General features: G+C 47.7%; 11 protein-coding genes. 1 reads left to right on the top strand and 10 read right to left on the bottom strand.

Features of this window, described 5'->3' with window-relative positions; all coding sequences use genetic code 11:
* Positions 1-69 precede the first annotated feature (69 nt).
* Positions 70-918, top strand: coding sequence for an Rpn family recombination-promoting nuclease/putative transposase (locus tag H9Q79_RS15460; RefSeq protein WP_249328690.1), 849 nt, complete (start codon positions 70-72; stop codon positions 916-918).
* Between the two features lie 177 nt (positions 919-1,095).
* Here the strand turns inward: H9Q79_RS15460 and H9Q79_RS15455 are convergent, their stop codons facing one another.
* The 10 genes from H9Q79_RS15455 to H9Q79_RS15410 all read right to left on the bottom strand — a co-directional run bounded on the left by H9Q79_RS15455 (position 1,096) and on the right by H9Q79_RS15410 (position 13,687).
* Positions 1,096-2,529, bottom strand: coding sequence for an ATP-binding cassette domain-containing protein (locus H9Q79_RS15455; protein ID WP_249328689.1), 1,434 nt, complete (start codon positions 2,527-2,529; stop codon positions 1,096-1,098).
* Positions 2,519-4,300, bottom strand: a complete 1,782-nt coding sequence (locus H9Q79_RS15450; protein WP_249328688.1) for a sensor histidine kinase — start codon at positions 4,298-4,300, stop codon at positions 2,519-2,521. Before H9Q79_RS15450 ends, H9Q79_RS15455 begins: the two co-directional genes overlap by 11 nt.
* Before the next feature lie 20 nt (positions 4,301-4,320).
* Positions 4,321-5,937 (bottom strand): response regulator, encoded by a 1,617-nt coding sequence (locus H9Q79_RS15445; protein WP_118647104.1) that lies wholly within the window; start codon positions 5,935-5,937, stop codon positions 4,321-4,323.
* Positions 5,938-6,078: 141 nt separating this feature from the next.
* The gene (dhaL, locus tag H9Q79_RS15440) at positions 6,079-6,723 is read right to left on the bottom strand and encodes a dihydroxyacetone kinase subunit DhaL (RefSeq protein ID WP_118647106.1); all 645 of its coding nucleotides are present in this window, start codon (positions 6,721-6,723) and stop codon (positions 6,079-6,081) included.
* 9 nt (positions 6,724-6,732) lie between these two features.
* Entirely contained in the window at positions 6,733-7,728 is a 996-nt protein-coding gene (locus H9Q79_RS15435; protein WP_118647108.1) for a dihydroxyacetone kinase subunit DhaK, read from the bottom strand.
* A 40-nt stretch (positions 7,729-7,768) separates the two neighbouring features.
* A complete protein-coding gene (locus tag H9Q79_RS15430; protein ID WP_118647110.1) occupies positions 7,769-8,827 on the bottom strand; it encodes an alcohol dehydrogenase catalytic domain-containing protein in 1,059 nt (352 codons plus the stop codon).
* Between the two features lie 22 nt (positions 8,828-8,849).
* Entirely contained in the window at positions 8,850-9,818 is a 969-nt protein-coding gene (locus tag H9Q79_RS15425; RefSeq protein WP_249328687.1) for an ABC transporter permease, read from the bottom strand.
* Positions 9,819-9,824: 6 nt separating this feature from the next.
* On the bottom strand, positions 9,825-11,330 hold the full coding sequence (locus H9Q79_RS15420) for a sugar ABC transporter ATP-binding protein (RefSeq protein ID WP_118647114.1): 1,506 nt from the start codon (positions 11,328-11,330) through the stop codon (positions 9,825-9,827).
* 87 nt (positions 11,331-11,417) lie between these two features.
* On the bottom strand, positions 11,418-12,509 hold the full coding sequence (locus tag H9Q79_RS15415; protein WP_249328686.1) for a substrate-binding domain-containing protein: 1,092 nt from the start codon (positions 12,507-12,509) through the stop codon (positions 11,418-11,420).
* Positions 12,510-12,604: 95 nt separating this feature from the next.
* Positions 12,605-13,687, bottom strand: coding sequence for a uroporphyrinogen decarboxylase family protein (locus H9Q79_RS15410; protein ID WP_118647120.1), 1,083 nt, complete (start codon positions 13,685-13,687; stop codon positions 12,605-12,607).
* Positions 13,688-13,751: the final 64 nt, after the last annotated feature.

Here is a 13,751-nt window from a genome sequence, read left to right as displayed (position 1 = left end):
ATTGATATTCATTTGAAGTTGTGTTATAATTCATTATAAATAGTATTCCTCTGAAGAAACGGAGGATTCATGAGCCAAACTAAGACTCTGGCGGAACTGACAATTAAGAATAATTTCCTGTTCAGCGCCGTCATGCTGGACCCGGAGAATTGCCGGGGACTTCTCGAGATCGTCCTCGGCATTCCCATTGACCGGGTGATTGTCAGCCGGGAACAATGTCTGATCTATCATCCGGAATACCGCAGCGTCCGTCTGGATATCTACGCCAGAGACAGCCGGAATACCCATTATAACGTGGAGATGCAGGTCTCTCCCAAGCCCGCTCTTGCAAAACGCTGCCGCTATTATCACAGCCAGATGGACATGGAGCTGCTTCTGGCCGGAACAGATTATACAGGGCTTCCGGATACCTATGTCATTTTTATCTGTGATTTTGATCCCTTCGGCAGACAAAGATATATATACACCTTTGAAAACTGCTGTATGGAAGACGGACAAATCATGCTGGACGAGGGCTGCAAGACTATATTTCTCAGCACGCGGGGGACCAATAGGAGCGAAATTTCAGCGGAATTAGCAGCTTTCCTGGAATTCGCGGGCGCGGATCTGGCAGGCAGCCAGGGGGAGTTTGACAGCGCTTATGTCAGACAGCTTCAGACGTCCATCAGGAACATCAAAAACAGCAGGGAAATGAGGGAACGTTATATGATTTTTGAAGAACTTTTAAAAGAAGAACGAAGTGAAGGCAGAATTGAGGCCAAGGCCGAAGCCATTCTGGAACTGCTGGAAGTGCTCGGGCCTGTCCCAGGACACTTGTCAGCAAAAATCCGTTCTGAGACGGACCTGGAGCTGCTGAAAAAATGGCTCCGCCTGGCGGCCAGATCAACCTCTGTTCAGCAGTTTATTAACAATATGTAAATTCATCAAAATCTATTACCTATTTTCAATTCTATCTAAACGGCAGGCATTGGGGACTCCCTCCCCTTTTGCCTGTCATCAGTGGAATCTAATTTCATTGCCTAATCAGGCGTCACTCACTTAACATTCACTTAAAAGTCAGAGGAATACTATTTAACTTGCACCTTTCACATACCATCAATAAAACCATTTGTCTGAAATCTGCTGATCCAATACGTAAATAATGCGATCGCTGATGATTCGAAGCTCTTCGAATTCTTTTGCTATAAATAAAAACGAGGCCCCCTCCCGCTTAAGCTCTGACATTTTATTATAAAGGATTTTCTGGGATTGGAAATCGACGTGGGACATAATGTTGTCCAAGATATAAATGCGCGTACCGATGGCGATGCTGTTGGCAAATGCCAGCTTCTGTCTAGCACCGGCGCTCAGGCATGCGACATCCATGTGCAGTTCCTCTTCCGTCAGTCCGCATTCTGCGGCCAGCTCGGCCGCCGCCAGTTTTTCCATCGTCAAATTCCTGGTGCCATGATGGGCGGCTTTTTTCATGGAAAAGAATGCAATATTGTCTAATACTGTATCCTTATATAACAGCATCTGATTCAATTCTTCTCCTAAAATCACACAGATTCCATGGTCGGCAAGCCTTTCCGGGGAAAATTTTTTCATTCTTTTTCCCCATACATTTATCTCTCCCCCCATTGGTTTTTCCTGGCCGCACAGGGCGCCGATCAGCCCGTCGGTTACCAGCGTGTCATTGATATAGATCCCCAACACCTCTCCTTCGTATAAAGAGAAGGTAGCTTCTGCGCATTTTCTAGTCCGCAGCCTCTCAACGGTCAATACTTTCTTTCCGGTCAGAAGGCTTTCTTCCTGCTGCAGCATGTCATCTCCCCTCCGCAGCATAGCGAACAGGGAGCTGAGATAAATATCGTCACCGGCCACAATTTGCACGATCTGGGAATCCTGCATGATCGCAATGCGGTCACAGAGATCCATCACCAGATCCAGATTCTGTGACACAATGAGAACCGCAGTCCCCTTTTGCTTAGCCGCATTAATTTGCTCGGCGAACCACGACCGGTATTCCACGCCCAGAGATGAAAAAATTTCATCTAAAATCAGTAATTTAGGATTTTTCAGGATTACCTTGAGTAATTCCACCTGTTTTTTCTGGATCAGCGACAGTTCTCCCACAAGCGTCCCGGGAGAGATCTTCAGGCCGAATTGTTCCAAATGGTTTCTGGCGATGGCGTTCATTTTTCTTTTGGTCATAAAGATGATTTTTGAAAAATGCTGAACACAGGTCAGGTTTTCAGCCACCGTCATATCATCAAGCAGCATGCTTTTATGAGAGATCCGGTATATTCCTCCTTTTTGCGCTTCAAGAATATCCCCCGGTTCAAATCTCCGGTCCTCAAAAAATAGATCTCCCTGGTCTTTCTTCAGTTCCCCTGCTATGATCCGGATCAGGACGCTTTTCCCGGAACCATTTTCTCCTATGATACCCATAACCTCGCCTCTGACCACATCCAGGTTGATATCATCCAGAGCAATCCCATAGGAAAAACTTTTTCTGACATGTCTGATATTCAGTATCTCATCTATCATCGCTTAATCCTCTGTGTGCGCCCTCCCTGTTGAACGCGGTGTTGGGCAGAACGTCCATATCATCAACAATGGGAAGGGAAATGATTACCTCTGTCCCAATTTTCTCCTTGCTGTAGATGGAAATTCCATATTCCCTTCCAAAATACAGGCGGATTCTCTGATTCACATTTTTTAAGGCAATTCCATACTTGCTGCGGTCTATGGACTCAACGTGATCATTTTTCAATATCTCTTCGTTCAGCTTGTGCAGGTTTTCTGGTGAAATCCCCATTCCGTTGTCTTTGATCACAATTCTTAAATGCTTTGTGGTCAGGTAAATACGTATCGTAATGGCCCCTTTCCCTATCATTGGCTCAAGTCCGTGAAAGATAGCATTCTCAACGACCGGCTGCAGCATCATTTTGATTACTCTGCAATTCATATAGGGGGCGGATGTGTCGAATTCTCTGTTGTACACGAATTTGTTCTGAAAACGGTAGTTTTGGATCGTCAGATAATCTTCTATATTTTTCAATTCTTCCTGAACAGTTACTATCGTATCCTTTTTGCTGATTGTGTAACGGAAAAAATCCGCCAGAGCCTTTACCATCTTGGGCGCTTCCGCCGCACCTTCCAGCGTGGCCATCGCGCGTATGGACTCCAGCGTGTTATACATAAAATGAGGGTTAATCTGACTCTGGAGCATAATCAGCTCAGCCTGTTCCTTTAATAAACGTTCTTTGTATTCATTCTCTTTTATCAGAAGAATCTTCCGCTTCATTTCATTGACAATATCAACGACCGGCGAATAAATGGCCGAAGATTCCGAAGCGTCGGAAAAGAGCGTCTCATCCTGGATCTCTCTGTTTAACGCTTCGCTGATCGCAATCACCGGACGGCATATAAAACGGTAAAAAACCCAGCCCACCCCGCTTACGGCACACAGAAATACTATATAAAGCGGAAGCTTTTCTTTCAGATCCTGAACCAGAAAAGACTGAAAGGATGCGATTGGAATACTGTTAAACAGATATACGTCAACTTTCTCACATTTTACATATGAAACCAGCCGGTCGGACGTATCATTCCCGAAGATCAGGGAGCCCAGCTCCTTTCCCTTCTTCAATTCCCTGACCACCTCTGTCATATTTACAAAAGAAGGCCTGGAGGGCGCCAGCGAGTCCAGAATAATATCATATAAAAAATAACCATTTCTCAGTGAATTATCGGTATAGTCAGACCAGTAATAGGTGTCTTCTATCTGATACACAAACAGCAAATCAGCCCCGCCGGTCTCAACCTGATGCACCAGAACAATTGCGTTTTTTGAATTGCTGAAATTATGGGCAAAAAAATGGATGTTCCCGGTCAGGGTGTTCTGCTCCAGGAACTCATCCATCGTCTTTTTAAAGGAATAATAGGAGACAACCCTTGGGTAATATCCGGTAATCACTCCGTCTTGTCTCTCCAGAACACCATAATAAGTGCTCTCAATATTCTCAGCCCGCCCGCCGGCATCCTCCAGCTTCTGATCCCCAGCAGTATATTTCTCAGCGGTTTCATAGTCCAGCCGTATGATCTCTTCGACCTGACGGACAAAGGAGCGTTCGGCATTCTTGATTCCTATTTCAGAATCATTGATTTCCATTGACTTAATTTCCTCATAGCTGTTTTTGGTCGCCGAAAACTCCAGCACGGCGGTCAGGGCACAGACGATGCCGCAGAACAGCGCCAGGATCACAGCAATTCTTCTCTTCATCTGCAAAAACCGGCAGGGAGTTTTCTTCTTCATGGTCTTCCTTTCAGATATGGCTATTGTCTATAGAATTTCTTATATTCAGCGGGAGATACCCCCAGCGTCTTTTTAAAAGACTTGCTGAAATGTTTAGGGTCCAGATACCCCACCTTCTCTGCTACCTGATCCAGGCTGTACTCACCGGACCGGATGAGCTGCTGTGCGATAGCCATCCTGTATTGCCTTAAATAATCATTAAAGCCGATGCCTACATCCTTTTTAAAAACAGAAGAAAAATAATCTGCATTCACAAACAGTTCATTGGCCAGATCCTTCAGCACGATTTTTTCAGCATAGTGCTCCTCCACATACTGTTTGGCCTTAATGACCGGCCACCTCTCCTTCAGCTCCACCTTTCCTATGCATTCATGATAGATCTCCATCGTTATTTTAACCAGCTTCCCGTACAGATCCGGTATGGACCTGCTGTGTACACAGGCGTCATCAATCATCCTCGAATACTTCCTCTCATCAAACACCTCGTGAAACAGGCGCTTTGCCTCCTGCTGGAACAGTGAAGTACAGATCTTAAAAGCCTGCAGATAGATATTAGGATCCACATGGCCTTTTTTTGAAATTTCCTGCTGTATGTTCTCCAGCAGCTGCTTTAATTCGTTCTCATTTCCCACGTCTATCAGGTTGAGGTAATGGTTCTCCCACTCTAAATTCAGGATTTCGTATACATTAAATTTAATATAAGAGATCTCACCGTCCACAATCACACACCGGTTATCCACATAACGGCACCCCAGGGCATGGATGGCCTCTCTGTACAGCTGCGGATAGTCTTTTCCTCTGCCGCTGCCCAAACCGATCGTTATTCTGGCACTCATCAGCTCCATATTTCTCTGCAGCTTTTCGATCACATGATTTATCTCTGCCTCCACCTGATGTTCCACAGCCGGTTCATAATTCAGCAGGAACAGGAGCTGTTCCTGGCCGACCACTGCCTGGCATTCGCAGCACAGCGGCATGATATGCTGCCGGAATTGCTCTTCTATCCTGGCGTACACATTTACAGAGATTGTATTCATCTCTCTGCCTTCATCCAATATGGAAAGATTAGAGACCGCAACATTAAAAGCAGCTTCCTCGTTAAAGCAACAGCCATAAAGCCTGTTGATCTTATCCAGTGACAGGGCATTTTCATTTTCTGTAATCAGCCTGCACAGAATATCCTGCTTTGCATAATTAATGGTGTGAATCTGTGACTCCTGCTGCTCTTCCAGCTGCCTGGCCCACTGTCCGCCGTCCTGCCGTTCCTCTATGCTTCTGCACACCTTGAGAAGCGTGTTCTCCAGTTCCAGTTCATCTATGGGTTTTAGTATGTAATTGATAGCGCCTCGCGTAAATGCTGTTTTCACATATTCAAAATCCGGATAGCCGCTGATGATGATAAAGCTGCAGTCAATCTCAGCCTGACCGCACTTTTCTATCAATTCCAGACCTGACAGGCCGGGCATCCGGACATCTGCTATCACAATGTCCGGCGACAACTGCTGAATTAACCGAAATGCTTCAATTCCATTGGAAGCTTCGCCGGCGCACTCCAGCTTCATTCTCTTCCAGTCTATAATTTTTTTAAGGAATTGACATACAAGATACTCATCGTCCGCGATAATCACTTTCAGCATACTGTTTGCCTCCACCCTGTTTGTATAAAGCGGGCAATCCCACTTCAGCTCCCCATTCTCTCATTCATGAGGGATTTGCAGAACCTTTCTATGCACATAATGAACGCGGAATGCCTGACGGCATCCCGCATTTATTATACATTAATCAGACCCTGACAGCAATATTCCCTCCGCCATGGAACTAAGGAGAATCTTGCAGGATGTGGCGCCTGCGTCCGGAACACCTCTGGATCTCTCGCCGAGGCGGCTGGAACGGCCATATTTCGCAGCCAGATCTTTTGTACTCCTGCAGCCCTCATTTGCGGCTGACACCATACCGGCCAATGCCGTCCTGAAGTCACAATGCTTTTCTGCAGCTTCTTTCAGAACTTTTACAGCCGGAGACAGTGTATCAATCAATGTTTTATCTCCGACCCTGGCATCTACAAGGCCATACAAGCCCTTCAGCCCCGCTTCCAGCATATCTGCCAGACCCTTTACGGATATTGATTCGGAGTCAGCGCCGGCATCCGCCATTTCCAGAAACAGTGTTCCGTAGATCGGGCCCATGGAGCCTCCGATTTCATTCATTAATACCGTTCCCAGCTTTTCCAGGCCATCTGTAAAAGAATAGTCCTCTGCCGCAAACCGTGCCTCAAATACCGTGAAGCCCTTATTCATATTCATTCCATGGTCGCCGTCGCCGATCAGCCCGTCTACCTCTGCCAGATAATCCTTATTTTCCTGAATGCCCTTTACCATTTGAAGCAATACAGGTTTTCCATCTTTATTCAGAAACGAATTCATAAATACTCCTTATCTCTGTTTGAAGCCCATGCTGTATGCAGGCATATCAATCAGCTCTTTCAGCTCCCCGTCCAGCTTCATGACGGTTAAGGTAGCGCCGCCCATATTGAGAGAAGTAAAGTAATTGCCCACATAGGCCCTGTGGATTTTAATGCCTTCTTGGGAGAGGAGCTTCTCGATTTCATTATAAAGCACATATAATTCCATGACCGGCGTCGCGCCGAGCCCGGAAACCAGCACCGCCACCTCGTCACCGGACACGAACGGGTAATCTGGCAGCACTATGTTCACCATGCGTTTTGCCATCTGGGCGGCAGTCTCCAATGGGACAACCTCAATGCCCGGCTCGCCGTGATGTCCAATCCCGACTTCCATAGTGCCGTCTTCGATCTCAAAATTGGGATGGCCCACTGCAGGCAGTGTACACGGTGTTAAACCGATCCCCACTGACCGGGTATTGTCGATCGCTTTTTGAGCTGCCTCTATTACTTCCTCCAGGCTGGCTCCCTGGGCTGCTTTCGCGCCTCCGGCCTTCCACATCAGGATCTCTCCCGCAACGCCTCTCCGCTTATCTCTCTGATCCTTTGGAGCGGATGCGACGTCATCGTTGGCTATCACAGTTTTGATTTCAATGCCCTCTTTCCGGGCCATCCGCACGGCCATTTTCACATTCATATTATCTCCGGAATAGTTTCCATAGAGACAGGCTACCCCTCTTCCCTGATCTGCCGTTCTGGCAGCGTTCAGAAAAGCTTTGGCAGTCGGGGAGGAGCAGATCTCCCCCACCGCTGCAGCATCGCATAGATTTTTTCCCACATACCCTATAAATGCGGGCTTATGGCCGGAGCCGCCCCCGGTAATGACTCCGACTTTTCCCTCCGGAATCTGCTTCGCCCTGACAACTCTCCCATCCTCTGTCGCTTCCACAATATCCGGATGAGCCTTCAAAAAACCCTGCAGCATTTCGTCCACTACATCATCGGGATTATTCAGAATTCTCTGCATATAGATTCTCCTTTGAAAACTGTGTTTTACACTATTCCATTCATGGAATTAACGCTACCTTTAACGCCCCGTCCGCTCCTGTATGAGCCAGGTCAAAGCCTTTTTTCCACTCCTTCAGGGGGAACTTGTGGCTGACCACCCCATCGGCGGGCAGCTTGCCGTTTCCGATCCATTCTATTACATCCTCATAACAGAAAGCGCTCAGATGAGATCCCAGAAGGTTCAGCTCCTTCCGGTCGCTGATGATGCTCCAGTCAACGCTGACCGGATCTTTAAACACGGAAAATTCAACAAATGTCCCCATTTTCCTGATGGCATCCAGACCCTGCTGTACGCTGGACGGATGGCCGGTCGCCTCAATATAGATATCGCAGCCATATCCGCCTGTCATCTCTTTGATCCGCGCAACCACATCTTCTCTGGCAGGGTTCATCACCAGATCCGCACCGAATTCTTTCGCCTTTTCCAGCCGCTCATCCTTCACATCCAGGACAATCAGGCGTTTCGGATTGGCCTGCCGTATCGCTCCCACCATGCCAAGGCCCAGAGTGCCCGCGCCTGACAGGACGACTGTGTCACAGGTGCCGATATTCGCCCTGTCCACACAGTGGAAGGAACAGGAATAAGGTTCAATCAGAAGAGCTTTCTCGACCGGCAGCTCCTCAGGCACAGCATGTACCACCGCTTCCTTCGTCAGCCTGATATACTCAGCCATGCCGCCGTTCACGTTGTTCTGGAAGCCCCAGAGATCATGTTTTTCGCACATCCATCTTCTGCCGGTCCTGCAGAACAGGCACTCGCCGCAGGGGACGATCTGTTCAGGGATCACCCGGTCTCCGATCTTCCAGCCGCCCTTCACATTTGGCCCCAGCTCTACGATATGGCCTACAAATTCATGGCCGGGAATCATAGGCGCTTTTATGTATGCCGGCTGGTTCTCATCGCCCCAGAAAGACGGAGCGCCGCCGAACGCTTTAACGTCTCCCGCGCAAATACCACAGGCTTCTACCTTCAGAATCATTTCGCCTTCTCCCGCACGGGGCCTCTCTCTCTCCTCAAGGCGGTAATCCCCAGGCGCATAAGCAACAAGTGCTTTCATAATCGTTTCCTCCTTTTCCCTTTTAACCCTCTTTTTTCTCACCGGTTTGAACCTGCAGTATGATTGCTGCCAGTATAATCACGCCCTGGATGACCTGCTGCCAATATGCAGACACATTCATCAGGTTCATGATATTACCGATCATACCTATGATAAAAATACCCGCCAATGTTTTCAGGGCATCCCTTTTTCCTCCTGAGAGACTCGCACCGCCGATTACGACCATAGAAATGGCATCCATCTCATACCCTTCGCCGAGAAGCGGCCCCGCTGAGCCGATGCGGGCGACAGAACAGACACCTGCCAGTCCACAGAGAAACCCCGTGATGATGTATATGCTGAAGCGATATCTGTTTACCCGGATTCCGGCCAGACGGACCGCCTGTGCGTTTGAGCCGATGGCTTTAATAATACGCCCGTAAGGCACAAATCTGAGAACGATGAACATAATCACAAAGATAATCACGAAAAACCACACATAGGGAGGTAAGCCGAGAAGTTCATTTTGCTTGATCGCTACTAATACCGGGTCGCTGACAGAGATCGGACGGCCGCCTGACCAAAGATAGGCAAAGCCCCTCGCAATCGTCATCATTGCCAGCGTCACAATAAAGGCGGGTAGCTTTCTGTACACAATAAAGAATCCATTTACCGCGCCCATGGCGACACTCATAGCAATCGCCAGGAAGATTGATATACCCGCGTTCATAGACCAGTCTACCAGCGCCACGGCCACCAGTATGTTGGACGCGCCCGCAATTGAACCTACGCTCAGATCTATATCGCCAGTCATGATAATCAGGAGCATTCCTATGGCCAGCATTCCTTTTATTGAATTTTGTTTAATCAGGTTTCCCAGGTTCTGGCCAGTCAGAAAGTTGCTGGATATGATCGCGCTCACAATAATCATGACCAGAAGGATCAGATATGTATTATTATCCTTCAGCCATTGGATGGCCGCCTGCTTTTTTGACATGTTTTTTTCATTCATAATTATTTACCCCGCTTCTGACGCTGAACCGGACAATTCCAGTATTCGCTGCTTTGTAATTTCATCTTTTTTCAGTTCCCCGCGAACCTTTCCGGCTCCCATCACGACTACCCGGTCGCACATGCCCACGATCTCTTCGATCTCCGAGGACACAAAAATAACCGCCATACCCGCCGTTACCAACTCGTTAATAATGTTGTACACCTCTACCTTGGCACCCACGTCGATCCCGCGGGTCGGTTCGTCCAGAATCAGGACTTTTGTTGGGACAAAAAGTGATTTGGCAATACTTACCTTCTGCTGATTTCCTCCGCTCAGCGATGAAACAGCGTCCTTTACATTTCCACATTTTACAGTAAATTTTTTAACCAGTTCTTTCACTGCATTTAGCTCTTTTTTTCTGTTTATAAATATTCCCCTCTGGATGGCTCTCATATTTGAAATTGTTATATTTTCAACGATTGGTAAATCCAGTAAAATCCCATCGTCCTTGCGGCTCTCTGAGAGATAATTAATACCCAGCTTCTGCGCCGCATAAGGACTGTTAATTTTACAGGGCTTTCCATCCACATAGATTCCGGCGTATTTTCCATGGTCGGCGCCATAGGCGATTCTGACGGATTCAGTCTTTCCGCTGCCCAGCAATCCGGCAATTCCCAGCACTTCCCCGGCCCGGACACTGAATGACACCGCCTGGACCTGAAAGCCGCGGTTAAGGCCTTCTACCCTGAGCACCTCTTTTCCAACCGTCACATTTTTCCGTTCCGGATAAAAGGCGCCGGGGTCCCGTCCCATCATCATGGTGACCAGCTCGCTGATGCCTATCTCACCTTTTCTGTATTCCGCCACATTCTCACCGTCTCTGAGCACAGTGATACGGTCTGACAATTCCAGCACATCCTCCAGCCTGTGAGATATGTAGATGATTGTCATGCCCTTTGCCCTGAGATCTCTTAATATTTCAAAGAGCTTTTCCGTCTCATAGGGTGACAGCACTGCTGTCAGCTCATCCAGAACCAATATATCAACATCTGCGCTCAGAGCTTTGGCAATTTCGACGATCTGCTGGTATGCTACACTTAAATTGCCGACCATCTCTCTGGGGTTGATATTAAAGCCAATATTTTTAATAAGATTTTCCGCTCGTTTATTCAGCTGTTTCCAATTTATAAAACGCCTGTCCTGTCCGGCGAGATGATTCATATAGATATTTTCGGCCACCGTACAGTCCGGCGCCAGGGCAAATTCCTGATAGATGACATCAACGCCCTTTTTCTTCATTTCAAAAACGCTTTTCGCCTCCACCGTCTTCCCATGAATGAGCAGTTCTCCGGAATCCTTCACATACATGCCAGACAAGATCTTAATGAGAGTAGATTTTCCTGCTCCGTTTTCACCGACCAGAGAATGTATTTCTCCTGAGCAGAAACGAACACTGACGTCCTTTAAAGCGTGGACACCGCCAAATTTCTTGTCGATATTCCGCATCTCTACACTATATTTTTCACTCATTCCATACTCACTTTCTTATTGATAAGATACGGCCGGGTTTTGACACACCGGCCGCATGTACAGATTCTAGCGCATCTGCCCGAAGCGTCAGGACTCAAGCAGCACGCCAGAGTTAATATATTCTGCCGCGTTTTCTTTTGTGATACATCCTCCTTCTACGAATGTCTCACTCATGAACTTGGTTTCTCCGTTGAAATAAGCCTGTGCCGTCTCAATCGCCAGATTGCCCTGACGAACAAAGCTGTTCAATCCCGTACAATAGGTGTCACAATCCTGAATCAGTTCAACCGCCCGTACCTCTGCGTCAGCAGTTGAGCAGACGATCACTTTATCCTGAAGGCCGTTATCTACCAGCAGCTGATAGGCCGGCAGCCCCATCACATCAGCTTCCGTAATAATCAGGTTGAAGTCGATGCCGCGAGCGAGGAAATCCTCCAGCTGGCTGACTGTTTCGTCCTCAAACCAATCCGTATACATCTGGTAAACGATATTGAAATCACAGGCACCGTCACTGATCAGTTTCGCTTCTGTGATACCTTCAATCACACCCTGTCTTCTATCCTGGCAAATCTGCTCGCCCTTAACGCCCGAAATGATAATCGCGTTAATTTCTGTCCCCTGGATCTTAGACGCCGCCCATTCACCGCAGAGCCTTCCGTTCTCTCTGTTGTCCGGAATAATTGTAGTCAGCAGCGACTGTGTATTGATCTTGTTATCAAGCGCGATCACGGGGATTCCCTGGGCGACCACACTGTCCACCGTCGAACAGATAGCCTCCGGGTCCGCGCAGTTTACAAAGATAAAATCCAGATTCTGAGCGGCCATATCCTCAATATCCGCAACCATCTGCGTCACATCGCCATTGGCGTCTGTAGAATAATAATTCCAGCCGAGGTCTTTACAATTCTGCGCAACGGTTGCTTCCAGTTGTGTCCAGGAATCATATACCAGAGAATAACTGGCAAAACCGACAGAATATGTATCCCCATTCTTTGGCGCAATGACGCCCCCCTCTGATGGTTTTGTCCCGGAAGAATCCTCAGTTTTCTGCTCAGTTTTCTCCGAGCTTTTCGCTGCGGATCCTGTTGTGGAAGACTCTTTTCCCCCACAAGCAGTCAGGCTCAGCGCCATAATCCCGGCCAGCATCACCGCTGCCAAACACCTTGTCCTTTTTTTCATTTCTAAACCCTCCTTTATATTATATTGTGGAACTACATAAGCTGTTTCCCCCGCCCTTATAGGGCATAGGAGCGACTCTATCCTACAGGCGCGATTTACAGCTGTCTGTATTCTCTGACTGCCTGTACCAGGGCCTCAAAGTTTTCAAAGCTTGTATCACGCATGATATTAATAGGCGCAAGCACCATATTCCCATACTTTGCCAGATGCTCTACAACATACTTTACATTGGCCCTGACATCCTCAGGACTGCCCAGCTTCAGCGTCTGCTGGCAGTCGATCGCGCCATAGAACACCAGATTATTCCCATACCGCCTGCCCAGCGCTTCAATGTCCATGGCGGCAGATTGCACCGGGTGGATTCCATCCAGCCCGATTTCGATCATGTCATCCAGGAAAAGCGAACAATCTCCACAGGAATGGTGAACGACTGCAAGACCTGCGTCTTTATATACCTTCCAGATTTTTTCGAGGCGGGGCTTATAAAATTCTCTCCACATATCCAGAGACATCATCGGCCCGCGCTGGGTTCCGTAATCATCACCGCTGTGCCCGAACGCTATATCATATTGAACCAGCCTCTCAGACACGCCGATGCGGTAGTTCATGATCTTATCCAGCAATTCCTCCACCTCATCCGGATATTCATAATGCGACATCAGCCCTTTTTCAAAGCCCTGCATCAGCCAGCATTTTTCAAACATCCCGTAATACTGTCCGACCGCTACCGCATAGCCCTTCGAGTTATAGTAATCAAGATATTTCTCCACCTCATAGAACTGGCCCTCTTTATTGGGGTCCGGGGCCACCAGCTCAGATACTTTTGTAATATCTGGGATCACAACGTTCTCTACAGGCCGCTCACCGTCGTGGTCAGTTCTCCATCCGATCCCCCAGCGGTCATACACTATATGGGGATCATTTTCATCCTGCCTTGCAAATCCATGCGTCAACACAAAGTTCATCAGATCCGGATCGTATACGAATTTCTGAACCTCATCCATCACGTTGCAGTACATGATATCGCAGCCGGTATACTCCAGCAGTTCCTCCGATGTCATACCATAATGATCCGCAAATCGCTGCATCGTCCGGTAATCCTCATACATAAAATCAACCGGAAGCATGTCCGCCTTTTCATGACGTAACGTTGTCTGCACTCTTTCCTTCTTCGTCATAGCTGTTTTCCACTCACCTTTCTCTGTAAATTTAAGCTTTCATGATACATTTTCCAACTTTATC

This window comes from Wansuia hejianensis (assembly GCF_014337215.1).
GTDB classification, from domain to species: Bacteria; Bacillota; Clostridia; order Lachnospirales; family Lachnospiraceae; genus Scatomonas; species Scatomonas hejianensis.
The sequence above is the reverse complement of the archived record's forward strand: the minus strand, read 5'-3'. Positions and strand labels throughout refer to the sequence as shown.

What these genes read in the sequence shown, in the direction of transcription:
- H9Q79_RS15415 (WP_249328686.1), bottom strand. Translation starts at nt 12,509, where the DNA reads ATGAAAAAAAGGACAAGGTGTTTGGCAGCGGTGATGCTGGCCGGGATT.
- H9Q79_RS15455 (WP_249328689.1), bottom strand. Translation starts at nt 2,529, where the DNA reads ATGATAGATGAGATACTGAATATCAGACATGTCAGAAAAAGTTTTTCC.
- H9Q79_RS15425 (WP_249328687.1), bottom strand. Translation starts at nt 9,818, where the DNA reads ATGAATGAAAAAAACATGTCAAAAAAGCAGGCGGCCATCCAATGGCTG.
- H9Q79_RS15450 (WP_249328688.1), bottom strand. Translation starts at nt 4,300, where the DNA reads ATGAAGAAGAAAACTCCCTGCCGGTTTTTGCAGATGAAGAGAAGAATT.
- H9Q79_RS15435 (WP_118647108.1), bottom strand. Translation starts at nt 7,728, where the DNA reads ATGCAGAGAATTCTGAATAATCCCGATGATGTAGTGGACGAAATGCTG.
- H9Q79_RS15420 (WP_118647114.1), bottom strand. Translation starts at nt 11,330, where the DNA reads ATGAGTGAAAAATATAGTGTAGAGATGCGGAATATCGACAAGAAATTT.
- H9Q79_RS15430 (WP_118647110.1), bottom strand. Translation starts at nt 8,827, where the DNA reads ATGAAAGCACTTGTTGCTTATGCGCCTGGGGATTACCGCCTTGAGGAG.
- dhaL (WP_118647106.1), bottom strand. Translation starts at nt 6,723, where the DNA reads ATGAATTCGTTTCTGAATAAAGATGGAAAACCTGTATTGCTTCAAATG.
- H9Q79_RS15410 (WP_118647120.1), bottom strand. Translation starts at nt 13,687, where the DNA reads ATGACGAAGAAGGAAAGAGTGCAGACAACGTTACGTCATGAAAAGGCG.
- H9Q79_RS15460 (WP_249328690.1), top strand. Translation starts at nt 70, where the DNA reads ATGAGCCAAACTAAGACTCTGGCGGAACTGACAATTAAGAATAATTTC.
- H9Q79_RS15445 (WP_118647104.1), bottom strand. Translation starts at nt 5,937, where the DNA reads ATGCTGAAAGTGATTATCGCGGACGATGAGTATCTTGTATGTCAATTC.